Source organism: Luteitalea sp., assembly GCA_009377605.1.
GTDB lineage: Bacteria > Acidobacteriota > Vicinamibacteria > Vicinamibacterales > Vicinamibacteraceae > WHTT01.
Genome location: WHTT01000034.1, coordinates 1 through 24,925, shown reverse-complemented (window position 1 = coordinate 24,925; position 24,925 = coordinate 1). Strand labels below are relative to the sequence as shown.

Sequence of the window (24,925 nt, the reverse complement as noted above, 5' to 3'; positions counted from 1 at the left end):
CAGAGGAGCGTTGACCCTCATGGAGCACCAGGTCCCCGATGCGAGCGCGACGCCTGACGAGCGTGATCCCTTGCGCGAGCTGCTGCTCTTGGCGGGGCCGCGGCCGGCGGCGCCCGCCCATCGTACCCAGCGCGTGCGCGGAGTGGTCCGCGAGGCGTGGCAGGAGACGCTGCGCGTGCGCCGACGCCAACGACAGGCGTTGTTCGCTGCGGCCGTGGCGACGGCGGCGGTGCTGGCGATCGTCGCGCACCGTGTGTATCTGCGAAATCCATCTCGCCCGCCTGGCTCGATCACGGTCGTCGCCACCCTCGAGGCCGCAACCGGCCCCGTCTCTCTGACGGAGTCCACGGGAAGTCACGAGAAGGCCGAGGTCACCCTGGAGCCGGAGCGTCGCACGGCGCGCCATCCCATTCATCAAGGAACGGTCCTGCGGACGCCCGGGGGGACGCGTGCCGCTCTCCGCCTGTCCAGCGGTGTGTCGCTGCGGTTGGACGAAGCGACCACTGTGCATCTGGAGAAGGACGACGATGTCGCACTGGAAGCGGGCGCGGTCTACGTCGACGCAGGCGACGAGAGATCCTCACAACGCCAACCGGTGAAGATTCGCACGCCGTATGGCATCGCCCGCGATATCGGGACGCGCTTCGAGGTGCGGCGTCTGAGCTCGGCACTGCGCGTGCGCGTACGGGATGGCATCGTCCGGCTGGAGCAGGAGAGGCGATCGCACGAAGTGCGGCGCGGCACGGAGCTCGTCGCCAGTCGTGGCGGGGAGGTCACGCGCCGGGCGATTCCCCTGCAAGGTGCATTGTGGGAGTGGGTCAGCCGCGCGGCGCCACCTGCGAATATCGAAGGAAAGCCGCTGTCGGCGTTCCTCGAGTGGGTCGAGCGTGAGGGCGGGTGGCGCGTGCAGTACGCCGACGCGGAGCTGGCAGATACGGCGGCGACAATCATCGTGCACGGGTCGATCGATGGCCTGACTCCCGAGGAGTCGCTGGACGTCGTGCTCGCCACGTGCGGCCTCACGCATCGCATCGAGGATGGCAGCATCGTCATCTCGTCGAGCCAGCCGTCGCGCGGCCGCGGGCCTCGCGAGGAGCCGCAGCGGTGACGCTTGGTCGCCTGCTCGCAGTGTTTGTCACCTTTGCAACCGCGAGCCACGGGATCGCGACGGCCGACACTGGTGCCGGTCCGTATGCCGGCCGGCCGCTGAAGGACGCGCTTCAGACGCTCGGCCGCGAAGGGTTGAAGATCATCTTCAGCACAGAATTGGTGCGCTCGGACATGCTCGTGTCCGATGAGCCACGCGCGACGTCGCCGCGCAAGATCTTGGACGAGATCCTGCGTCCTCACGGCTTACGGGCGAAGGACGGACCACGTGGAACGGTGTTCGTCGTGCCAGCGCCGAAACGAAGGCCGGCGCGCGCGCCGCCGGTGCCCAAGTCGCACGGCTCGCTGCGCGGCCGCGTCCTTGACGCGCACACCGGCGCGCCCCTTCATGGCGTCCTTGTCCAGGCGCCGGCGCGTGCCGGCAGTCGTGCGTACACCGACGCGTACGGCGCGTTCCGGATCGATGATCTCCCCGCTGGGGATCAACACCTCGTCGTCGTCATGCACGGCTTCATGGAGGCACGCCCGGATGCCGTTGTGCCCGTGGCCGGTGTGGTCGATCTGGTCGTGCCACTCGTGCCACGCGTGTGCTCGTACACCGAGCAGATCACCGTCACAGATAGCGCACGTGCCGCACGCGGCGTGCCGCCGCGATTGACGCCTGCGGAGGCAACATTAGGCGGCGCCGAGCTCGAGCAACTGCGTAGCGTCCTCACGGACGATCCCGTGCGGGTGGCGCACGCCATGCCGGGTGTCGCCGCCAATGATGACTTTCGCGGGGATTTCTCGGTACGCGGCGCGGGTCTCCGACATATCGGCATGTCCATCGACGGTGTCATGGCGCCGTGGCTCGTGCACACGATCGAGCAAAGCGACGACACCTTCGGTTCGGTCGCCCTGCTCAACCGCGAGATCGTCGATCGGATGTCGCTCGCCGCGGGCGCCTATCCGCTGCACTACGGCAATCGTACCGGTGCGTGGCTCGACACCACGATTCGTGAAGGGAGTCGGAACGGACTCCATGTGCAGACCATGCTGGACGGGGGTGGTAACGATGGCATTGGCGGTGGCGGTGGCCTGTCAGTCGTCGCCGAAGGACCGATCGGACCGAGCCGTCGCGGTTCCTGGCTGACGGCGTTTCGTGCGGATTACCCTGGATGGCTGACGCCGGTCGCTCGCGACAACTCCGCCAAGGAGTTCGGTTTCGCGGACTTCCAGTCGAAGCTTGTCTACGACGTGGCGCGAGGACACCAGATTCAAACCACGTTCGTGGTTGGCGGCACGTATCTCGACAATCGTCACGACTCCGTGAGCGCGGACAGACTTCTGAACTGGCACGGCGCAGGACTCGGCATCCTGGCGTTGCAGTCGACGCTCTCGCCGAGACTGGTCGTGAGTCAGCGCGTCTCGGTGGCGGGGCAGGGATTCGGGAATACGGGCGCCGCCGATCGGGAGTTGTCGCGAAATTGGTTCCAAGACGTCGCCTATCGCGCGGACGTCTCCTGGGCAGCGCGCCCCGAGACGCTCGTTCAGGTCGGCATGTCGGCGCAGCAACAGCACGATCGGCAGACGGCGCAGCCGACCGTGCTCGTACCGTCCTCGTCGACGACCAGTCCGGAGCGAGACACCATCGTCGATGGTAGCGCATCGTTGGTGTCGGGCTACGCGCAGATGACATGGCAGGGTGGGGCGGGCTGGTCTGTTGCGCCGGGCGTGCGGGTGACGCGCTCGAGCCTGATCGATGAGACCGCTGTCCTGCCGTCGGTTCGAGCGGCGTGGGATATACGAGACACCTTCAGCGTGCGTGCCGCGGCAGGATGGTATCGACAAACGCCTGAGATCGAACAGGTGCTGGGGCCGTCGGGCGGCGCCGAGCTCGGCAGCGAACAGTCGCGGCACCTCGATGTGGGCGTCGAGCTGCGACCGAAGCCGTTCCTCCGCGCGCAGGTGACCCTCTACGACCGCCAGGACCGCGACTTCCTGCGGCTGGAGGACGCGGACTATCGGCTGGTGGACGGATCGCTCGTCGCGCCCGCGCCACAGCCGCAGTACGCGAACGCGTTGAGGGGCCGGTCTCGCGGCGTTGAGCTGCTGCTCGCGCGCGATGGCCCCTCCGACCTGACGGGATGGGTCTCGTACGCGTATGGACGGACGCGCTACACCGACGCCGCGCGCGGCGAGACGTTCTGGGGAGACTTCGATCAACGTCACACGGTGAATGCCCATGCGCACTATCGTCTGACGGACAAGACGAGCGTCGGTGCGACGTTTCGCTTTGGTAGCAACTTTCCCATGCCCGGATACATCGCTTCGCATGACGGGGAGCTCGTGATAAGCGATCGCCGTAACGAGACGCGCCTGCCCCCATACGCCAGGCTCGACGCCCGCGTGAATCGCACGTTCACCTTCTGGAATCGTCGGCTCACGTTCTTCTTCGAAGTCCTCAATGTGCTCGGCCGGAAGAACTACGGCGCTCGCCCGGGTGTCGTAGACGCGCAAACCGGCCAAGTCCTGGACGCCACCGAGCGCTTGTTCCCCGTGCTCCCCTCGGCTGGTCTGCAGATCGAATTTTAGGTTCTTGGTCCTTGGTCCTTGGTGCGCCTTGGCATCGGGGCAATGGGCGCGCCAAGAACCGAGAACTAAGAACTAAGGACCAAGGACCAAGGACACTATCCTCGACGCTCGCGAGGGATTTCTGCGCTAGCCACTCTCCAAGGAAACAGCGAAGCGTGATGCTCGTCTGCCGAGCGCACATTCTGTGCGTCTTCATGGAAGGATGTCGATGTTCCTTGTTCGAGTGCTCGCCCTAGCGATCGCGTTGCTGAGTCCATGCCTGGCGGTCCACGTGGCTGCGCAGGAAGCCTCCCCGCCCGCGACCGTCCGTGTGCTCATCACGGAGAGTCGAACTGGTGTGCCATTGCCCGGTGTGCTGGTGCGTCTGCAGCCGGGCGACCGGTCCGCACAGACCGATGCCGAGGGGCGCGCGATCCTGGCGGATGTGGCTCCAGGCACGTACATGCTGCAGGTGTCCTTGGTCGGCTACGCGTATGTTGAGCGCACGGCGGTCGTGCAGCCCGGTCAGACGCTCGATGTCGCCGTTCCCCTCGCCGAGGGGGTCGGCACGCACGAAGAACGTGTCACGGTGACCGGCGGCGATCGGTTCGGCGCGCGCGAGCCGGGCGCCATCTCGCAGCAGACGCTGGGCGGAGCGGATCTGCAAAACCTGCGTGGCACACTCTTCGACGATCCCATGCGCGCCGTGCAGGCGCTGCCGGGCGTGGCGAGCAGCAACGACGCGAGCGCGATCTTTTCCGTGCGGGGGCAGGCGCCACAGCGGGCGCGGATTTTCTTCGATGGCGTTCCAGCAACTGCTGCCTTGCTGCATGCAGTCGAGAATCCTGAGTGGGGCTCTGCGTCGCTCGTCAACAGCGACGTCCTGGAAGGGGTGACGCTCTTGAGCGGCGCCTCTCCGCAGCGGCTCGACAGCGGCATTGGACCACAATTGGAATTTCAAAGCCGTAACGGGTCGGCCGACCGGCTCCGTGTGCAAGGCAGCGTCAGCGGGACGGCCGTTTCGGGGATCGTCGAAGGCCCACTTGGCAGCGGAGGTCGAGGGTCGTGGCTGATCTCAGCGCGGCAGAGCTACATCGGTTGGCTGGCCAGCGCCTTCGAGGACGAGGACGAAGACGAGGAGGACGAGACCGTCTCCTTCTGGTTCACCGATGCCTTGGCGAAGCTCTCCATCGGGCTCACGCCGACGCACCGGCTCGAGGGCGCGACGCTCGGCGGCTACTTCGACCTTGACATAGAGGAAGAGATCGTCGATCCAAACGACTTGTGGAACGCCGAGAACCGATCATCGATCAACTACCTCACGCTACAGAGCACATTCGGTGACGGGGTCGTCATGCGGCAGCGCGGCTATGCGGTGGCGAGTCTGCTGGACGGTCGCAATGCCGACGGGTTCACGCTCAACCGGAACCGGTTTCGCATGGTCGGATACCGGACGGACCTCACAGCGTCGCTGTCGTCGGCCTGGACGCTCGATGCGGGCGGCGTCGTCGAGACGACGCGGCACCAGGTCGATGATCTTGCGGAGTTGGACGAAGGCTCGACGAACCTGCTGCGTGACTCCTACGATGGCACGGCGAATACGCAGGCCATCTACGGACAGGCGCGTTGGCAGGGGGAGCAGAACGTCACGGTCAACGCGGGGGGCCGTATCGATCACTCCAACCTTGCGTCGGAGACGACCGTCTCACCGTGGGCGCAGGCCGAATGGGCCGCCACGCCGGCGACGATCCTCCGTGGTGGCGTCGGTCTCTCTCATGAGATGCCAACGTTCGCGCATGTGATTGGTCTCTACGCCGGAGACAACCTGAAGCCGGAGCGGTCCTGGACGTACGATCTGAGCGTCGAGCGTCGTCTTCCCACGGATCTGCGCAGCGTGGTGACGTGCTACCGCCGCGAGGAGCGGGACCTGCTCTGGCGGCGCGATGGTGAGCCACGCCTTGTCGATGGCGTGGAGCTGCCGGGCTCGTTCGCGAGTCGCTATGAGAACGCCTTGCGCGGCAGGAGCTACGGTGTCGAGCTCCTCCTGCAGCGCCGGACGAGCGGACGGCTGAACGGATGGGTGTCGTACACCTATGCCAACACGGAACGCGAGGATGTCGAACGTGGCGAGATCTTCCCCGCGGATTACGCCCAGGCAACGTTCCGTCTCTCGCATCAATCGACTGTTGGGGTCAAGTATCTCTACGGGAGCAACTATCCGATGCGTGGCTACTATGCCGCCGGGCCCATCGACGATGACGAGGATGAGACGCCCACGTACCTGTTGACGGATCGGCGCAACGGTGCGCGCTTGCCCACCTACCATCGGCTCGACGCACGCTGGAGCCGCGCGTTCACGTACGGACGTAGTCGGATGACCCTGTTCGTCGAAGTGACGAACGTGCTGAATCATGCGAACTTTGGTCCCGAGAGCTACGGGCAGATCGAGAAGCTGTTTCCGTTCTTTCCATCTGCCGGCCTCCTGTGGGAGTTTTAGGTAGGGCCGCCTCGCCGAGGCGGCCGGCACGTCGCTGCCAATACGGCCCACCCCTTCCGCCGTCAAAACCTTGACCTTCAATGTTGCGCGAGACAATATTGGAGGCATGGTGTCGCAGCAGCCTTTACGCTCGTCAAATATTTCTTCGTCGCATGAGACGGCGAAGCGCGGCGTGAAGCGCGTGTTGCTGATGTACCCGCCGAGCGGCGTCTACATGCGCGACGATCGCTGCCAAGCGCCGGTGGACGGCATGACCGCGCAGCCGAATCGCTCCCCGCTCGATCTCGCCTACATGGCTGCGGCGCTGGAGAGCACTGGGATCGAGTGCCGCATCGGCGACTTCGCGGCAGAGCGAGCCACGTGGGACGATGTGCGTGTGGGCGTGGAGACCTTCATGCCGGACCTCTTACTGGTGAGCGTCACGACACCCACGCTCGTCCGCGACCTCGCCGCGTGCCGGCTTGCGAAGGAGATCGAGCCATCCATTGTCACCGTGGCCAAAGGCGCGCACTTCACGCCCAAAGACGAGGAGGTCCTGGCCGGGCATCCTGAGCTGGACGTTGTCATCCGTGGCGAGTCGGAGCACACGCTGGCCGAGATTGCGATGGCCGGCGACTGGTCGCAGATTCTAGGTATCAGCTACCGCATGGATGGTGCGATGGCGCGGACGCCAGACCGCCCGTTCATCGATGTACAGGATCTCGATGCGCTGCCCCTTCCCGCGCGCCACCTCCTCAAGAACGAGCTGTATGTCGCACCGGATACCGGCGAGCCGATCACGATGATCGAGACCGGACGTGGCTGCCCGCACAAATGCATCTACTGCGCGGTAACGGTCGCTTCGGGCTATCGCCTGAAGGTGCGCTCGCCGGAGAACATCGCCAACGAGCTCGAGGAGTGCGTCACCAAGCACGGCATCCGCAACTTCTTTTTTCGAGCGGATACGTTTACGTGGAACGAGAAGTGGGTCGTCGAGCTCTGCCAGAAGATTCTCGATCGCGGCCTCGATATTCGGTGGGGCTGTAATAGTCGGGTCGACACGATCAGCGACACGCGGGCGCAGTGGATGAAGAGGGCCGGCTGCTGGATCGTCGGCTTCGGGATCGAAAGCGGCAACCAGGAGATGTTGGACCGGATGAAGAAGCGGGCCAAGCTCGCAGACGCCGAGAGAGCCGTCGCGCTCTGCAAGCAGCACGGTCTCAGGACCTACGGCCTCTTTCTGATAGGCCTCCCATGGGAGACCCGCGACACTGTGGAGGAGACGATCGCGTTTGCCAAGAAGCTGGACCCCACCTTCCTCGATTTCAACATTGCCTATCCGCTGCCCGGAACCGAGTACTATCGAATGGCCAAGGAGATGCAGCTCTTCGACGAATCCGACCTGCCGCGCGGCGACTATGCCCGGCCAATTGTCCGAACGTTGTCGCTCTCGACCGATGAGCTCATCGCGCTCAGAAAGAAGGCGCTCCTCAGCTTCTACCTGCGGCCCTCCCACGTCGTCGAGACGTTGCGTGGCATCGACTCACCGCGGATCCTGCTCAACTATGTCAAGTCCGGCGTGCGCCTGCTACGCATGCATGCGTTCGATTACGGAACGGCGTCCGGTGCGGCGCCCCTCTCCGGATGATTGCAATCCTCGCTGCAGCTCTGGCGCTGATCGCGTCGCTCGTTCTCACCCTTTCAGCGATCCTGCCGCTCACGTGGGGCATCCTCCTCTTACTCATCGCGTTCTGGTTCTGTGCACCTGGTGTGCTCGTCGCTCGCAGCTTGTACGGCCGGGGCACGTGGTTGGCCTCGCTGTTGGTTGGTGCGGTGTGGGGTTACGCGTTGAGCTGTCTCGTCCTGCTGGGGCTCTGGATCGCCGGCCTGCGAGGCAGCGTCTTGTTGGTGCTCCCGCCCGTATTGGCATTGCTCGTCGTCTGGCCGGCGCGCAGGTGGTCCGGCTGCCTTGCGCTGCCGCGCTTCACGCGGAAGGATGCTGCCGCGCTCCTGCTGCTCCTGCTCCTCGTCCCCATGGTAGTGGGTCGACCGTTTGCTCGGGTTGGTGAGACCGTCGAGGGCGGTCGCGCCTACCGCGCCTACTTCACCGCCGACTTCGTCTGGCGTATGGCCGTCGTCGCCGAGCTGAGCAAGGGAGACGTGCCGCCGCACAACCAGTTCTATTTGGACGATACGCTGCACTACTACTGGCTGGCGCACCTGTTGCCGTCGGTGGAGTACCGGCAATGGCCGCATCTGACCAACGAGCAGGTGCTGCTCGTGAACTCGCTGGCGCTCGATCTCGTCTTCATCGCTTTCTTCTTCTTTTTCGTGCGGCACTTCGTCCGCGGCCCGACTGCGGCGGCGCTCGGTTGCACGGCCGGCGTGCTCTTCACGAGCTTCGAAGGCACCGAGCGCCTGTGGTCGCTGTGGTCGGCGGGAGCGTCCCTCGATCTGGTGCGCCAGCTGAACATCGATGCGGTCACTCGCTGGATCTACGGGAGCATGCCGGTCGACGGTCTGCACAGATTGTTGCTGTATCAACCCCACCATGCGATGGGCTACGCGATTGGCTTCTCGGCGTTGCTCTGCGTCGTTCAAGCCTGCCCCAAATCTCGGACCTCGAACCTCGAACCTCCAACCTCGGACCTCGAATCTCGAACCTCGACCCTTGAACCTCGAACCTTCCCCTGGTCGGCCTTGATGGCGATGGTGGGCAGTTTGTTGGCCGCCTGCCTTCTGCTCAGCACTTTCTCGGCGGTGATGATCACGGCAATGGTCGCCGTGTATGCCCTCGCCCGGCTGGTCATGGTGCGACAGTGGCGGGCTATTGCCACAGGCGCGCTGGCTGGTGCGGTGCCGCTCGCGCTCGGGTTGACGCTGGCCAGCGCCCTCCGCTACGCGGATCGGGGCGATCTGCTCGTTCGCATTCGGTTGAACCACACTGCTGTGACCAGTCCGGTCGTCGGGATCTTCTTGAGCTTTGGCCCCATGCTCATCGCGGGCGGAGTGGGCGCATGGCTCGCGGTGCGCCGGCGCGCCACCGAGCTCGGTGTTGTCGGCATCGTGATCGCAATCTCTCTCTGGTTCTACTTCTTCGTCGACGTGCGGGATCATCAGTTCGTGTACGTCGGGTGGCGCGCTGGCCACTTCCTGTTCATGGCGCTGGCGGTCCTGGTCGGCTTCGCCATCCAGGAATTGTGGCGAGGGGGTACCCGGACGAAAATTGCCACAACGGCCGGGGCGCTCCTGCTGGCGTTGGCGGCCGCTCCACTCACGGCCATCGACCTCTACAACACGCAGGACCTGACCAATCGCGAGAAGGTCACGGAGATAGGCGGCGGGTTCCGCTGGACACTCGTCCTGACCCGCGACGAGGTCGAGGCGCTCGACTGGATCAGGCATTTCACGCCCGCCGATGCCATCGTGCAGGTGGAGCCGTACGTCCGCCACACGACGACCTGGGCGTACGTGCCTGCCTTTGCCGAGCGCCGTATGTCCACCGGCATTCCAATCTCCATGGTGCCGCTCGCCAAATACATGGACGCCAGCCGAATAGTGCGAGGGATGTACCATATGCGCGACGCGGGGCAGGTTCATGAACGGGCGGCTCAGCTCAGGATCGACTATTTGGTCGTCGGGCCGCCCGAGCGCCACAAGTACCCGAACTTCGAGCCCTTGCTGAATGCGAATCCCGATCGCTTCGGGCTGGTGTTCAGGAACCGATCGGTGGCCATCTATCACGTGGCACGGTAGACGAGGATCACATGAAGCGAACCTCCAGGAGCGGACGTCGAACGTTTCTGCAGCAAATGACGTTGGCGGCTGGTGCTGCAGCGACCCCAGATATCGCCACCGGGAAGACACAGGAGCCGACACCGCAGCCCACGGTCGAGGAGCCGCCATCGGTGACGACGATGGCCGCGCGGGACGCGGCGGCGTTGACCTATCCGCGGGTGTTTCGTGGCCGACAACTCGAGATGCTCGCGTTTCCCCTCGGCGGCGTCGGCGCCGGAAGCATCAGCTTGGGCGGGCGAGGTCAGCTGCGCGATTGGGAGATCTTCAACAAGCCGGACAAGGGTCGGCGACCGACTTATGCCTTCCCGGCGATCTGGGCAAAGGTCGGAGACGGGCCCTCGGTGGCGCGTGTGCTCGAGGCGCGTATTCTACCGCCGTACGAGGGTTCTTCGGGGCTCGGGGCCGACAACGTGCCAGGCCTCCCGCGGCTGGCCAGCGCAGCGTTCACCGGAGAGTTTCCGCTTGCTCGCATCGACTTCGAGGATCCAGAACTGCCGGTGAGCGTGGCGCTCGAGGCATTCACGCCGTTCATCCCACACGAGCCTGATGAATCGGGGCTCCCAGTAACCGTCTTACGTTATCGCGTCACCAACGCCGGTACAGCGCCGGCACGGGTATCGATTGCGTTCTCTCTACAGAACCCAGTTCGTTCCGAGAGCCCTTCAGGCCCCGACGACGACGATGGTCGTGAGAACGCCTATCGTCAGGATGGCGACCTCACTGGATTGGTGATGACGAACCCTGGCCTTGCAGCAGACGACCCGATGCACGGCAGCGTCGCGCTGGCGGTTCGTGCCGCCGGCGATGGCGCGCTGACATCGTGGCGCGGCTGGCCGGAGGGCCGCTGGTGGGACTCGCCGCTGCTCTACTGGGAGGGCTTCGTCGAAGATGGCCAGCTCGGCGAGGAGCCGGCCGAGCGCGGCACGGTTGGCGCGCTCTGCCTCCAACGGACCATTGCGCCAGGGGAGAGCGGCGAATACACCTTCCTCCTCGCGTGGCATTTTCCAAACAGAACACCCGCGCGATGTGGCTGGCACGCGCCGGAAGACCAGAAGGACAGGCTAATCGGTAACTGGTACACGACCAAGTTCCCGGATGCTTGGGTGGCGGCGCAGTACGCGGCTTCCAACCTCGATCGGCTCGAGGCGAAGACGCGGGCCTTTGCAGGCGCCGTCCAGGAGAGCACGGTGCCAGCCGGCGTCAAGGACGCGGCCATGGCGAACCTGTCGACGCTGGTCGCGAACACCTGCTTCCGGACGGCCGACGGTGAGTTCCACGGCTTCGAAGGCGTCAACGACGAGGCTGGTTGCTGCCACGGCAGCTGTGCACACGTGTGGAACTATGAGACGGCGACACCCCATGTCTTTCCGTCGTTCGCGCGCTCGCTTCGCCGCGCGATGTTCGGGCCTGCGATGGACGAGGCAGGTGCGATCCGCTTTCGGCACTCGCTGCCGGAAGGTGCGGAGCGCTGGGGATTTGCCGCCGCCGACGGACAGATGGGGCAGATCGTTCACGCGTACCTCGACTGGCGCCTGTCGGGTGACCTCGGCTGGCTCCGCGAGATCTGGCCGCGTGTCAAGCGGGCCTTGGAGTTCGCCTGGGTACCCGGCGGTTGGGATGCGGACCGGGACGGTGTGATGGAAGGCGTGCAGCACAACACTTACGACGTCGAGTTCTACGGCCCGAACCCGCAGTGCGGCATCTACTACCTGGCAGGGCTGCGCGCCGGCGAGGAGATGGCACGCGCGGTCGGTGACGAGCAGGCGGCGACCGAGTACAGGCGGCTGTTCGAGGGCGGTCGCGCCTGGATCGACGAGAACCTGTTCAACGGTGAGTACTACGTGCAACATGTACGAGGTGTCGCCACGCAGACGATCGCGCCGGCGCTACGTGGCGAGTCGGGCAGCGAAGACACTGAGCGACCAACGTACCAGCTGGGGGAGGGGTGTCTCGCGGACCAGCTCGTGGGCCAGTACTTAGCGGAAGTCGCGGGCCTTGGCGCGCTGCTCGATCCGGCGAGGATCCGTAAGACGCTCGAGTCCGTCTCCCGCTACAACTCCAGGCCAACGCTCATCGCGCACGACAGCGTGGCGCGAACGTATGCGCTCAACGACGAGGCTGCCCTCGTCGTGTGCGACTACGGCACGGCGCGCCGGCCGCGCATTCCCTTTCCCTACTATGCGGAGGTCTGGACCGGTCTCGAGTATACCGTCGCTGCACACATGCTGTACGTCGGGATGACCCGCGAGGGTGTCGAGTGCATCGCGAACGTTCGGAGCCGGTACGACGGCGAGAAGCGGAATCCCTGGGACGAGGCCGAGTGTGGCCATCACTATGCGCGAGCCATGGCCGCCTGGTCTTGTCTGGTGGCGGCGGGTGGCTTCCTCTACGACGGAGGCAACCGGCGCGTGACCATCACGCGGCGATTCCCCGAGGAGGCCGCGTTCCGCTGCTTCTGGGCGACGGCAACCGGCTGGGGCACGTTCGAGCGCTCCGTGCGGTCGTCTGCCACAGGTATTGTGTTGCGAGTGCTGCACGGCACACTCCCGTGCCAGAATTTCGAGATCGACGCCGCAGGGACACCGACGCACGTAGCGGTCGACGGCCAGGCCACGGCCTACAAGGCGTCGAGCAGTGATGGGCGCGCTCGCGTGTCGTTGGGCGATCTGGTCGAGCTCGCCGAGGGCAGCGTTCTCGAGGTGGAGATCGCCTAGCTGTATCGTCCCATGCTGCCGTCAGTGGGGCACCGACCAGGCGGGAAGGCCGCCAGTTTGGGACAGTTGCTGGCGTAGATTTCTATCGTGCTCGTCGGCCCGTTAGAGGCGCCACCGACCGGCGGAACGCAAAGCCACGCTACGGCATTGCCGTTAACCCGAGCGTGTGATGTGTCAGCGTTTGGAACCCTTCCTGCGTGATGAGATAGTTGTGCTCGAATCGCATGCCGCCGACGCCATCCACGTACAAACCGGGCTCGAGCGTGACGATGTCACCGGCAACGAGGGTCTCGCTGCTCTCTGGTGTGAGGTACGGCGGATCCGGATGTCCCAGGCCCAGGCCGTGCCCTGTGTGGTGTGTGAAGTGCTGATCGACCTGCCGCTTGGCGAAGGCCTCCCGCACGGCCGCGTCGATGTCTCGGCACCGTGAGCCCGCCTGGAGGAGGCTTTCCCCCACGTGCATCGCCTCCAAACAATACGCCGCGAGCTCCTGCTGTCGCGCTGACGGTCTGCCGCCTGCCACCACGAACGTGTTCGCGAAGTCCGCCCGATAGCCATGAACGACCACGGAGAAGTCCAGGAGAAAGAGATCGTCGGGTTCAATGATCCGCTGACCCGCCGGGCCGCCATGCCTCAGCGTGCGCTCTCCGGAGACGAAATCGCCATAGACGAGGACAGCATGACCCGCAGACTCCACCGAGGCGCGCTGGATCAGGGTATAGGCTTGAATCTCGGTCATGCCCGGTCGAATCTGTTCGACAGCCGCTCTGAACCCAGCCTCGCCCGCGGCCACCGACCGCCGCATCAACTCGACCTCGTCGGCATCCTTCTGGCGCTCCATACGCCGAATCGTGGGCCGGATGTCGAGGGGCTCCACGGCGCGGCCGTCACGGCGGAGGTGATCCATGACGCCCGTCGGAACGGCACTGTCGACGGCGATGCGCCGGCCCCGTACGCGTGAAAGCTGCTCGACCACGGTTGTGGTCAAGAGCGCGCCCCTGTCCACCGCCGACTCGCGGCCGCGATACCATGTCGGCGCGATGATCTCGTCGACATGGGCCGCTTGGCTATAGAGCCGCTGCGTGCTGTCGGCAACGAGCACGGCGTGCTCGGGCGTCAAGATCGCGAGCGCCGGTGCATTCTGGCTTCGATATGTGAACGGCGAGGCGTAGAAACTGGCGAGGTACGTGAGGTGTCGCGGCTCGCCCAGGAGCACGCAGTCAGGTTGTGGATTGACGAGAGTCCACAGCTTCGCGCGGCGGTTCCGGCATCCCTCGGCGGTTAACATTGGCACAGTCCTCCACAGGTGCAAGGATAACAACGTGAGCGACGTCGTAACCGTCCGCGCCCTGGTGCTCCACGCGCTGTGGGGCATTGTCGTCATCGCGGCACTGGGTCTCGTCTGGCGACCCGCTCCGACTGACGTCGCGTGGCCGATGCATGGCGGCGACCCGGGTCATCAGCAGTACTCGCCGCTCGCACACATCAACCGTAGCAACGTCCAACGCCTTCGCCTCGCGTGGACCTACCGGACGGGTGATGCTCGCGCAGACGACCGCTCGCAGATCCAGTCCAATCCCATTGTCGTCGATGGTGTGCTGTATGCGACATCTCCCCAGCTCAAAGCGTTCGCGCTCGACGCGGCCACGGGCCGCGAGCTGTGGCGCTTCGACCCCTTCCTGAGCGGTGCACAAGGGCGCGAGGCGGAGGCGCTGGGCGTGAACCGCGGCCTGGTCCACTGGTCCGATGGCAAGGCGGCTCGACGAGTCTTTTTGAGCGCGGGGCAGTTCCTCTACGCCCTCGATGCACGAACGGGCACGCCCATCCGGACCTTCGGCGCCCAGGGCCGTATCGACCTCGCGAAGGGGCTCGGCCGCGACGTTTCGGGCCTGACCGTGATGTCGAACACACCGGGTGCCATCTACGAAGATCTCCTCATTGTCGGCACACGCGTGTCGGAAGGGCCCGGTGCCGCAGCCCCCGGTCACATCCGCGCGTACGACGTGCGATCCGGCGCAATCCGTTGGACCTTCCGCACCATTCCCTGGCCTGGCGAGTACGGTTACGAAACGTGGCCGCCGGACGCGTGGGCGCGTAGCGGCGGCGCGAATGTCTGGTCGGGAATCAGTGTGGACGTGGAGCGCGGGCTCGTCTTCCTGCCCACCGGCTCGGCCGCCTTCGACTTCTGGGGTGGTGATCGCAAAGGCGCCAACCTCTTCGCCAACTGCGTGCTCGCGCTTCGCGCCGACACGGGCCGGCGCGTCTGGCACTACCAGGTCGTGCATCACGACCTCTGGGATCGCGACCTCCCGGCCGCACCGGTGCTGGTCACGGTGACACATGGTGGGCGCCGCATCGATGCGGTGGCCCAAGTGACCAAGCACGGTTACGTGTTCCTGTTCGATCGGCAGACGGGCGAACCGCTCTTCCCTGTGCAGGAGCGTGCCGTGCCGGCGTCCGATCTGAAAGACGAGCTCGCGTGGCCAACGCAGCCGTTCCCTATTGCGCCGCCCCCCTTTGCACGCCAGCAGCTCACCGAGGCGGAGGTCACGAGTCGAACGCCTGCGGCACGTGCCCACGTGTTGGAGCGGCTCAGGACATTGCGGACGGGGCAGCCGTTCATTCCCCCGAGCCGTGAAGGCACGGTCATCTTTCCAGGCTTCGATGGAGGTGGGGAATGGGGCGGGCAGGCGCTCGATCCCGCGTCCGGCTGGCTGTACGTCAATTCCAACGAGATGGCGTGGGTGCTCGAGATGGTCGAGATCGGTGCCGGAGGAGGATCCTCTGTACCGCAAGGGCAGCGTCTCTACCAGACACAGTGCGCCTCCTGCCACGGCGTCGATCGCGCGGGTGCGCCGGCGCAGACGATTCCATCGCTCCAAGACGTTGCGGCGCGACTCGAGCGAGCAGAGGTGGCCCGCGTGATCGCGGAAGGCAAGGGGGTCATGCCGAGATTCGGCGCGTTACGTGCCGATGAGCGTAACGCCATCGTCCGGTATCTGTTTGGGGAAGCGCGGCCTGGAGGTACTCAGGGCTCGCCTCGGCCCAGGGCTCCTGGGCCGGGCGCGAGGTCGCCCTACACGACCACCGGCTACAATCGCTTCTTCGATCACGAAGGGTATCCGGCGGTCGAGCCGCCATGGGGCACGCTCAACGCGATCGATCTCAACGCTGGTACGATCGTCTGGCAAATTCCGCTCGGCGAGCTGCCGGAGCTCACGGAACAGGGGATGGCACCCACCGGCACGGAAAACTACGGCGGTCCTGTCGTTACGGCGGGCGGGCTGATCTTCATCGGGGCGACCAAGGACGAGATGTTTCGTGCGTTCGACAAGAGGACCGGCGAGCTGCTCTGGCAGACCAAGCTTCCAGCCGGTGGATACGCGACGCCGGGCACCTACTCCGTGAATGGCCGGCAATTCGTCGTGATCGCCGCGGGGGGCGGCAAGATGGGCACGAAGTCGGGGGACGCTTACGTGGCCTTTGCGTTGCCATGAGGCAGGGTGACAAGGTGAGGGGGTGACAAGGTGAGGGGGTGACAAGGTGAGGGGGTGACAAGGTGAGGAGGCTGTTCGACCGCACGAGGTTGACGTCACGTGACGGCGACGCTTCCTCGTCGCTCGATGTGCGGTTAAATTGCTCGGAACCACCGATCACCCTGTCACCCTGTCACCCTGTCACCCTGTCACCCCGTCACCCCTTACGTCTGGTACACTCCTTTCATTATGCGGAAGACGTCACGCACGACGAGGAAGAATCCCGTCGTTGGCCTCGTACAGATGTCTGCGATTCCCGACCCGAAGTCGAACCTCGAGAAGGCACTCGATCGCATTTCGCGCGCTGCCCGTGATGGCGCGACCATCGTGTGCTTGCAGGAGCTGTTTCGATCGCAGTACTTCTGCCAGCGCGAGGACGTCGAGTGGTTCAAGCTCGCCGAGCCGATTCCTGGTCCCTCCACCCGCGCGATCGGTAAGGTCGCTCGACAGCACAAGGTGGTCGTCGTGGCCTCGCTGTTCGAGCGACGCGCCGCTGGCGTCTATCACAACACGGCCGTCGTCTTCGACGCAGACGGAGCCATGGCTGGGATGTATCGCAAGATGCACATCCCGGACGACCCGCTCTATTACGAGAAGTTCTACTTCACGCCGGGCGATCTCGGGTTTCGGGCTCACACGACGCGGCACGGGCGCTGCGGCGTGCTGGTCTGTTGGGACCAGTGGTTTCCAGAGGCGGCACGCCTCACGGCGCTCTCGGGCGCGCAGATCCTCTTCTATCCCACAGCGATTGGATGGTTACCCGGTGAGGCAGAGGAGGTGAACCGGGCACAGCACGAAGCGTGGGAGACTATCCAGCGCGCGCATGCGATTGCCAATGGCGTGTACGTGGTCGTGGTGAATCGTGTCGGGAAGGAAGGAGACTTGGCGTTCTGGGGCCAGTCGTTTGTGGCCGATCCCTTCGGTCGCGTGCTCGCGCGCGCGTCGAGCCGGCGTGAGGACACGCTGATCGTCGAGTGTGATTTGTCCCTTATCGAAGAGACGCGGCAGCACTGGCCGTTCTTGCGTGACCGGCGCATCGACGCCTACGCGCCGCTGAGCGAACGGCTCATCGAGGAAGGCACGAGCAGGCGATGATGCAGCCGACGCGGTTGGGGCAGGAAAGAAGCGTCGTGACGCCCGCGGCGCGTGGTTACCGAATGCCTGCCGAGTGGCACCGGCACGAGTCGACTTGGCTCGCATGGCCGAAGGATCCCGAAACCTGGCCGAATCGCGTCCCGCAGGTGCAGGCGCTCTTCCTCCGCATGATCGAGGTGCTCACCCAGCACGAGCACGTGGACCTGCTCGTAGACGACCAGGAGACGGAAGCGCAGATAAAGGCGGCGTGTCGGTGGCCACAAGCGCATAACCTGCGCATCCACAGGATCCCAACCGTGGACGCTTGGATCCGCGATTACGGGCCGAACTTCCTGCTGGGACCCGACGGACAGTTGGCGTTCAATCATTGGAGCTTCAATGCCTGGGGCGACAAGTATCCGCCGCTCAGAGCAGACGCGCGTGTGCCGGACGCGCTGTTCCCGATTCTGGGTGCCGAGCGGTTCACGCCCGGCATGATCCTCGAGGGGGGAGCCATCGACGTCAACGGCACCCGTGTCGTGATGACGACGGAGCAGTGCCTACTGAACCAGAATCGGAATCCACATCTCGATCGGGCAGCGATTGAACATCACCTTCGTGAGTTCCTGGGCGTGGAGCAGGTGCTGTGGCTCGGTGAGGGGCTGATCGGAGACGATACCGACGGCCACGTCGACGACGTGGCGCGGTTCGTGTCGGCCGATACGATCGTCTGCGTGAACGAGGAGGATTCCGGGGATGCGAACTACGCACTGCTGGCGGACAACCTCCGGCGGCTCGAGCTGGCGCGCGATCCGGCCGGGCACCCCTATCGCATCGTCACGCTTCCCATGCCCGGTGTGATAGGAGGGGCGTCTGGGGACCGGCTGCCGGCCAGCTATGCGAATTTCTACATTGCCAACGGCGTTGTCTTGTTGCCGGTGTTTGGTCACGCGACGAATGACAAGCGGGCAGCCGGCACCCTGCAAGCGCTGTTTGCTGATCGGCGCGTGGTGTCGATTCCGTGTGAGCCTCTCGTCTGGGGCCTTGGGGCGATTCATTGCGTCACGCAACAGCAGCCAGCGGCAGGGGTGACAGCCTGATGTGACGGCTCACGCGCGCGCCCGACCTAAAGGTCGGGCGTATTTCGCGCGGAATCTGTTCCACGTTAAGATTGTGAGGTTGAGAGCTCTTCCAGAAACTCGAGATTGGCGGAGGTTGCTCCTCGCACTCGTCTTAATGAGGTTGAAGCATGCAGGTTATCGAGAGTTCCAAGGAGTATGACGTCATCATCGTCGGGTCGGGTGCTGGCGGCGGCATGGCGGCGTATGTCTTGACGAAGGCTGGCGCCAACGTCGCGCTGTTGGAAGCGGGAGCTCTTTGGGACGTCGCGAAGGACGGCGCGATGTTCAAGTGGTCGTACGACTCACCGCGCCGTGGCTTCGGCGGCAAGGAAAAGCCATTTGGCGAGTTCGATGGGTGCATCGGCGGTTGGGAGATGGATGGGGAGCCGTACACGATGGCGCCAGGCGAGCGCTGGGACTGGTTCCGGGCACGCATGCTCGGCGGCCGGACGAACCATTGGGGGCGTATCTCCCTCAGGTGGGGACCGGACGACTTTCGCCGCAAGGGCATCGACGGCCTGGGCGACGACTGGCCGATCACGTACGACGACATCAAGCCGTACTACGACAACTGCGATCGCTTCATCGGCATCTTTGGCAACAACCACGCCAGCGAGACGGGCCTTCACAACGAGCCGGACGGCATCTTCCAGCCGCCGCCGAAGCCGCGCGGGTACGAGCTGCTCATCAAGGACGCGTGCGACAAGCTGAAGATTCCCTGTGTGCCGGCGCGCATGTCGATTCTCACGCAACCGCTCAATGGCCGTGCTGCTTGCCATTACTGCGGGCAATGCGGTCGTGGTTGTGGAACGCACTCCAATTTCTCCAGCCCCACGGTGTTACTCCCGCCCGCGGAGAAGACCGGGAAGCTCACCGTTGTTCCGCACGCCATGGCGCGCGAGGTCTTGAGCGACGATGAGGGACGTGCGACAGGCGTGTCGTACGTCAACACGACGAACGGCCAGGAAACGACGCTCCGCGGCAAGATCGTCGTGCTGGCGGCGAGTGCCTGCGAGTCGGCGCGGCTCCTGCTCAACTCGACGTCCCCGCGCTTCCCGAAGGGGCTCGCCAACAATAGTGGCGTGGTGGGAAAGTATCTGATCGACTCGACTGGTATGAGCGTGAGCGGCTTCATCCCGAAGCTCGTGGACCTTCCCTCGGTCAATGAGGATGGGGTCGGCGGGATGCATCTCTACACACCGTGGTGGGTGGACAATCGAAAGCTCGATTTTCCGCGCGGATATCACATCGAGATTGGCGGTGGCCGTCGCATGCCGGGATACGGCTTCATGGGCGGGATCGAGGAGCATCCAGGCGGCTCCGGCGGTGGCTACGGCAAGGCGTTGAAGGAGGAGTATCGGCGGCTCTACGGCACGGGTGTCGGCTTTGCCTTGCGGGGCGAGATGATCCCCAACAAGGACAGCTACTGCGAGATCGATCCCGAAGTCGTGGACCAGTGGGGCATCCCGGTCCTGCGCTTCCACTTCAAGTGGAGCGACCATGAGCGGAAGCAGGCGAAGCACGGTCAAGAAACGTTCCGCGAAATCATCCAGACCATGGGTGGGACCGTGACGACACCGTGGCGCGACCACGACCAGGACTACGGCCTCGAGCCAGGCGGGCGCATCATCCATGAATCTGGCACGATTCGCATGGGCAACGAGCCCAAGGCGTCCGTCCTGAACAAATACTGTCAGGCGCACGAGGTGCCGAACCTGTTCGTCTGCGACGGCGCACCGTTTGTCTCGCAGGCGGACAAGAACCTGACGTGGACCATTCTCGCCTTCGCTTGGCGCACGAGCGAGTACATCGCTGAGCAGTGGAAGAAGCGTAGTATCTGACGATGAGGGAAAGAGGTTGCCGTAGCGCAGGCCTTTAGGCCTGCCTGGCAGGGCTGAAGCCCTGCGCTACGGATGAGCGAGACAGCCATGAGCGAAATCAGTCGACGGAAAGCGTTGCAGGTGCTCGGGACCGTGCCGGCCGCGGCAGGGATCAGTTGGACCGGCGCCGAGGCGGCGCAAGCCCACCAGCACGCCGAGCAGGCGCGTCAGGCGGCGGCCGACGAGAAGACCGCGTACGAGCCGAAGTTCTTCACCAAGGCGGAATACGCGACGCTCGGCATCTTGGTCGATCTCATCCTTCCGGCCGACGAGCGATCCGGCAGCGCCACCGACGCAGGCGTCCCAGAGTTCATCGACTTCATGTTGGTCGACCAACCCACCAGGCAGACGGCACTGCGTGGCGGTCTTCGCTGGCTCGACCGTGAATGTGACACGAGATTTGGCAAGGCGTTCGCGGCTTGTGCTGCAGCGGAGCAGACCGCCATCCTCGACGACATCGCGTGGCCCGAGAAGGCGGAGGCAAAGGGGCTCTCACACGGTGCACGCTTCTTCAGCTTGGTGCGTGATCTCACGGCCACAGGATTCTGGTCGAGCAAGGTGGGCGTCGAAGACATCGGCTACCTTGGCAACGTCCCGGCGCCGAAATGGACCGGGGCCCCGGATGAGGTCCTGCAAAAGCTCGGTGTGAGCTACGACGGGCTGGAGAAGTGGTACCGCCCCACCGATGCTGGCGCATAGCCAAGGTCAGGTCGTCACACCCAAGCGTTTAGCTACTCTGCAGGAGCACTGATTAGCAGCGAAATCCTGTAAGATGAGGGCGACTGTGCGAGAGTCAGTCTCTCCATCACAAGGAGCTGGCGGTGCTCAGGCTCGTATCCCTCGTCTTGGTGTGTGGCGTGATGTCGGCAGGGTCCGGTTGGGCCGCCGTGGGTGGCGCGAACCAAGGCCCGTCGCGCGACGCCCCGCCGTCTGCACAAGAGAAGCCCGCTGAGCCGCCGTCGCAGCAAGCGCCCGATGAGGCCTCGCAAGAGGCGTCGGAGAAGCTGCCCATCAACGAAGAGCAGGTGGTTGTCACTGCCTCTCGCACCGAGCAGTCGCTGCTCAATGCGCCTGCGACGGTCAGCGTCATCACGAGCCAGACCATCGAGCAATCGCCGGCACTCAACTACGGCGATCTGTTCCGGACGGTGCCTGGCCTCAACGTCACCCAAACGTCGGCGCGCGACATCAATCTCACGAGTCGCGCCGCGAGCGGCACACTCTCGGCCTCACAGCTTGCGCTGGTCGATGGGCGGAGCATCTACCTCGATTTCTTCGGCTTCATCATGTGGGACAGCCTGCCCGTGGAGCCATCCGACATCAAGCAGATCGAAGTGATTCGCGGGCCGGCATCGGCGGTCTGGGGCGCCAACGCCATGACCGGTGTGGTGAATGTCATCACGAAGTCACCACGGGAGATGCAGGGGACGAGGGCCACGATTGGCGTGGGGACGTTCGGTCGGAGCACCGATCTTGTCGACCAAGATGCCGGCAGTCTTTTCTATGTGAACGGCTCGCACGCGCAGGCGGTGAACGACCGCTGGGCCTACAAGATCTCGGCCGGCGGGTACGCGCAAGAAGCGTTCGCGCGCCCCACCGGCCTGATGCCCAACGAGACGAACACACCATACCCGAGCTTTCCGAACAGCGGAACCACGCAGCCGAAGCTGGACGTCCGTGCCGACTACGACTTCCCGGACGATGAGCGAAGCCTGGTCTTTCAAGGTGGCGTTGCGTCATCGGACGGCATTATCCATACGGGCATAGGGCCGTTCGACGTCGTTCGCGGGGGGACGCTCGGCTATGGCAAGGTCGGTTTCACTCGCGGCGGCCTGAAGGTCAGCGGGTTCGTGAACCTGCTCGACGGGGGTGCAACGAACCTCTTGAGCGTCGGGCCCGATGCCCGTCCAATCGAGTTCGACTTCAAGACCGAAACCTACGACGTCGAGGTGGGCAACGTCCAGACACTCGCCGCCCGGCACGTCCTCAGTTACGGTGGAAACTTCCGGCGAAATCAGTTCCAGCTCTCGATTGCGCCTGGGGAGGACTCGCGCACGGAAGGCGGCATCTATGTGCAGGACGAGATCCTCCTCTCGAGACACTTCTGGTGGGTCGTCGGTGCGCGCCTCGACATGTTCGACGTGCTCGACGACCCGGTCTTCTCCCCCCGAACGACGTTCATGTACAAACCAACGCCCGAACAGACCGTTCGAGTGTCGTACAATCGTGCCTATCGGGCGCCGTCGCTCATCAACAACTTCATCGATCTCACGCTACTCGACCAGTTACCCCTCGGTTCCCTCGATCCGCGCCTTGGAGGTCAAGTCTTCAACTTCCCCGTGACCGCGACTGGAAACACCGACCTGGAAGAGCAGTCGCTGGACGCGTACGAGGTTGGCTACACCGGTGTCCTCTGGGATCGTGCGACGCTCTCGGCGGCGTTTTACGTCAACAACGTGAAGAACGACATCTTCTTCACGCAAGTCGACTCCTACCGCGCGTCGAACCCGCCGCCCGGCTGGCCGCTGCCGCCTGATGTGCTCGAGCTGATTGTCGCGTCCGGCCAGTTTGGGCCTGGGAACGGCCTCCCGGCGGCCTTCAGCTATCTGAATCTTGGCGAGGTGCGCTACCGTGGCGTCGAGCTCGGTATCGAGGGCGCGGTCACGCGGACGTGGAATGGCTTTCTCAACTACTCCTATCAGGACGAGCCGGATCCCAAGGACTTCGATATCTCGGAGCTCAACCTGCCCCCCAGCCACCGGATGAACGTGGGTGTTGGCTACGACGGCCCGCGTTTCCTCGGCAATTTTACGGTCAGCTATACTGACGACGCGTTTTGGCGGGACGTGCTCGACAGCCGATTTGATGGCCCGACAGATGCCTTCACCCTCGTGAATGGTGCCTTCGGCGTGAAATGGGGCGGGCGTGGCGAGTACATCACCTCCGTCAAGGTGACGAACCTGCTGAACAACGAAATCCAGCAGCACGTCTTCGGCGACATCATCAAGCGGCAGATTGTCGCGGAGCTTCGCACGAGCTTCTGACGGCGCGTTCACGCCTCCGCGCTCCCGCCTTCGCTAAAGCGTCGGCGGGTTCGACGTAGCCTTGGCGAAGTCGAAACGGGCGGACGAGTCGGCGAACGCGCCCGACCGTTCCCTCGCCGAGACGGCCGTTTCCGGACCGCCGTGTTTGCGTTTTCTTTCTGAAGGGCCAGTAGCTCTTGCCGCTTCTGACTCTCCTGTCGCGAGACCTCGTGGTTCAATTGACAAACATAACCAAAACAACTAGATTCGCCACGTATACAAAATAGGTGGACATCGTACGCAAGGCGGGAGGGGCTCATGCGTCAGGCACTAGTCCTCGCAGTCATCTTGTCACTCCCCGTGACCGGCGCCTTCGCCCAAGCGCCGGAAAAACAGGGCTGGAATCTGGTGTGGTCGGATGAGTTCGACTATGAGGGGCATCCCGATCCAACCAAGTGGGGATACGAGGAAGGGTACGTCAGGCACAACGAGCTCCAGTACTTACGTGCGCGTGTACGAGAAGATTACGAGCGGTGAGTCCCGATGAGGCTCGCGAACGTTGCGCGGATGAAGACAGAACGGTGAGTGTCAGATGAAGACGATGTTGCTCCTAACGATCCTGTTCGTGTCGATGGCCGTCGTGACCGGTGGCGCTGGGGATCCGCTGATCAGCCGACGCGCCGCGGCCGACGTGGAGGTGACCGCCGACCCAGCCACCCCGTTCTGGCAAGAGGCTCCGCTGGCCATCATGGAGAATGACCGCTGGGAGCGTCCTATCCCCAGTCACCGCACGGAGATTCGATCGCGGTGGACGGATCAGAATCTTTATCTCCTCTTCGTGTGCCCGTACGAAGAGTTGTACCTGCGTCCCAATCCATCGACGACCACGGAGACCAACGAGCTTTGGGAGTGGGACGTCGCGGAGGTCTTCATTGGCGCCGATTTCGAGAATATCCGCCGCTACAGGGAATTCCAGGTGTCTCCCCAAGGGGAGTGGGTGGACCTCGACATCGATCGTGATGAGCCGAAGCCGGAAGGTGGATGGCGGTGGAATTCGGAGTTCGAGGTGAAGGCTCGCCTCGATCGAGACAAGAAGACCTGGTACGGCGAGATGCGAATCCCCATCAAGTCCATCGATAGCCGACCGCCAGTGCCCGGAAACGAGATGCGAATCAACCTGTACCGCATCCAGGGGCCACCAAAGGGGGAGGGATCGAATGGGAGGCTCGTCCTTTCATGGCGGCCGACCTTCAATCGGAGCAATCACGTGCCTGAGTCGTTTGGGACGATCAGGCTCGAGCCATAACGGGTTCTTGGTTCTTCGTTCTTGGTCCTTGGTGCGCTTTAACCTCGGGGCAATAGGCAACCAAGAACCAAGAACCAAGGACCAAGGACCAAGGACCAAGGACCAAGGACCAAGGACCAAGTCCCCCTAGACCCGCTGCAAGCGAACCGCGACACTCTTCTCAACGGCCGGCGTGCTCAAGACGAGCTGGTGATCCGCACTCTCGACCAGCTCCGTCCTGATTGAGGTCCCATCCAGCGTGTTCATCCATTCCGCTATCCACGTGCCGTTCGGGACACCCTGCAGCTCCAACGTTCCTGCCGACTGAGGGCTCGAGTTTATGTCCATCAGCTCGTGC

The 24,925-nt window shown here is 64.3% G+C and carries 16 protein-coding genes and 1 pseudogene; 14 read left to right on the top strand and 3 right to left on the bottom strand.

The window, feature by feature from the left end; genetic code table 11:
• The first annotated feature begins 19 nt into the window (after positions 1-19).
• The 6 genes from GEV06_13255 to GEV06_13230 all read left to right on the top strand — a co-directional run bounded on the left by GEV06_13255 (position 20) and on the right by GEV06_13230 (position 12,648).
• On the top strand, positions 20-1,108 hold the full coding sequence (locus GEV06_13255) for a hypothetical protein (protein ID MPZ18864.1): 1,089 nt from the start codon (positions 20-22) through the stop codon (positions 1,106-1,108).
• On the top strand, positions 1,105-3,681 hold the full coding sequence (locus GEV06_13250; GenBank protein MPZ18863.1) for a hypothetical protein: 2,577 nt from the start codon (positions 1,105-1,107) through the stop codon (positions 3,679-3,681). The genes GEV06_13255 and GEV06_13250 overlap by 4 nt, the downstream gene beginning before the upstream one ends.
• A 202-nt stretch (positions 3,682-3,883) precedes the next feature.
• The gene (locus GEV06_13245; protein MPZ18862.1) at positions 3,884-6,157 is read left to right on the top strand and encodes a TonB-dependent receptor; all 2,274 of its coding nucleotides are present in this window, start codon (positions 3,884-3,886) and stop codon (positions 6,155-6,157) included.
• Between the two features lie 106 nt (positions 6,158-6,263).
• Positions 6,264-7,784, top strand: a complete 1,521-nt coding sequence (locus GEV06_13240) for a radical SAM protein (GenBank protein ID MPZ18861.1) — start codon at positions 6,264-6,266, stop codon at positions 7,782-7,784.
• Positions 7,781-9,892 carry a hypothetical protein gene (locus GEV06_13235; protein MPZ18860.1) on the top strand — a complete coding sequence of 704 codons (2,112 nt, stop codon included), beginning with the start codon at positions 7,781-7,783 and terminating at the stop codon, positions 9,890-9,892. Before GEV06_13240 ends, GEV06_13235 begins: the two co-directional genes overlap by 4 nt.
• Before the next feature lie 11 nt (positions 9,893-9,903).
• A complete protein-coding gene (locus GEV06_13230) occupies positions 9,904-12,648 on the top strand; it encodes a hypothetical protein (GenBank protein MPZ18859.1) in 2,745 nt (914 codons plus the stop codon).
• Positions 12,649-12,787: 139 nt separating this feature from the next.
• On the opposite strand, the gene GEV06_13225 is transcribed toward GEV06_13230, so the two are convergent.
• Entirely contained in the window at positions 12,788-14,032 is a 1,245-nt protein-coding gene (locus GEV06_13225; protein MPZ18858.1) for a M24 family metallopeptidase, read from the bottom strand.
• On the opposite strand from GEV06_13225, the gene GEV06_13220 reads away from it, so the two are divergent.
• The 8 genes and pseudogenes from GEV06_13220 to GEV06_13185 all read left to right on the top strand — a co-directional run bounded on the left by GEV06_13220 (position 13,971) and on the right by GEV06_13185 (position 24,588).
• Positions 13,971-16,145, top strand: a complete 2,175-nt coding sequence (locus GEV06_13220; GenBank protein ID MPZ18857.1) for a PQQ-binding-like beta-propeller repeat protein — start codon at positions 13,971-13,973, stop codon at positions 16,143-16,145. The genes GEV06_13225 and GEV06_13220 overlap by 62 nt on opposite strands.
• Positions 16,146-16,373: 228 nt before the next feature.
• Positions 16,374-17,279: an acyltransferase gene (locus GEV06_13215; protein ID MPZ18856.1), complete on the top strand. Its 906-nt coding sequence runs from the start codon at positions 16,374-16,376 to the stop codon at positions 17,277-17,279.
• Positions 17,279-18,358, top strand: a complete 1,080-nt coding sequence (locus tag GEV06_13210) for an agmatine deiminase family protein (GenBank protein MPZ18855.1) — start codon at positions 17,279-17,281, stop codon at positions 18,356-18,358. Before GEV06_13215 ends, GEV06_13210 begins: the two co-directional genes overlap by 1 nt.
• 149 nt (positions 18,359-18,507) lie before the next feature.
• Complete coding sequence (locus GEV06_13205; protein ID MPZ18854.1) at positions 18,508-20,220, top strand: GMC family oxidoreductase; 1,713 nt, start codon at positions 18,508-18,510, stop codon at positions 20,218-20,220.
• A gap of 72 nt (positions 20,221-20,292) precedes the next feature.
• On the top strand, positions 20,293-20,958 hold the full coding sequence (locus tag GEV06_13200; protein ID MPZ18853.1) for a gluconate 2-dehydrogenase subunit 3 family protein: 666 nt from the start codon (positions 20,293-20,295) through the stop codon (positions 20,956-20,958).
• A 122-nt stretch (positions 20,959-21,080) separates the two neighbouring features.
• Positions 21,081-23,303 (top strand): TonB-dependent receptor, encoded by a 2,223-nt coding sequence (locus GEV06_13195; GenBank protein MPZ18852.1) that lies wholly within the window; start codon positions 21,081-21,083, stop codon positions 23,301-23,303.
• 384 nt (positions 23,304-23,687) lie between these two features.
• A pseudogene (locus GEV06_13190) lies at positions 23,688-23,783 on the top strand (glycoside hydrolase family 16 protein).
• 130 nt (positions 23,784-23,913) lie between these two features.
• On the top strand, positions 23,914-24,588 hold the full coding sequence (locus GEV06_13185) for a hypothetical protein (GenBank protein MPZ18851.1): 675 nt from the start codon (positions 23,914-23,916) through the stop codon (positions 24,586-24,588).
• Here the strand turns inward: GEV06_13185 and GEV06_13180 are convergent.
• Both GEV06_13180 and GEV06_13175 read right to left on the bottom strand, forming a co-directional pair.
• Positions 24,517-24,708 (bottom strand): hypothetical protein, encoded by a 192-nt coding sequence (locus tag GEV06_13180; protein ID MPZ18850.1) that lies wholly within the window; start codon positions 24,706-24,708, stop codon positions 24,517-24,519. The two genes, GEV06_13185 and GEV06_13180, sit on opposite strands and share 72 nt — an antisense overlap.
• 6 nt (positions 24,709-24,714) lie before the next feature.
• On the bottom strand, positions 24,715-24,915 hold the full coding sequence (locus GEV06_13175) for a hypothetical protein (protein ID MPZ18849.1): 201 nt from the start codon (positions 24,913-24,915) through the stop codon (positions 24,715-24,717).
• Positions 24,916-24,925: the final 10 nt, after the last annotated feature.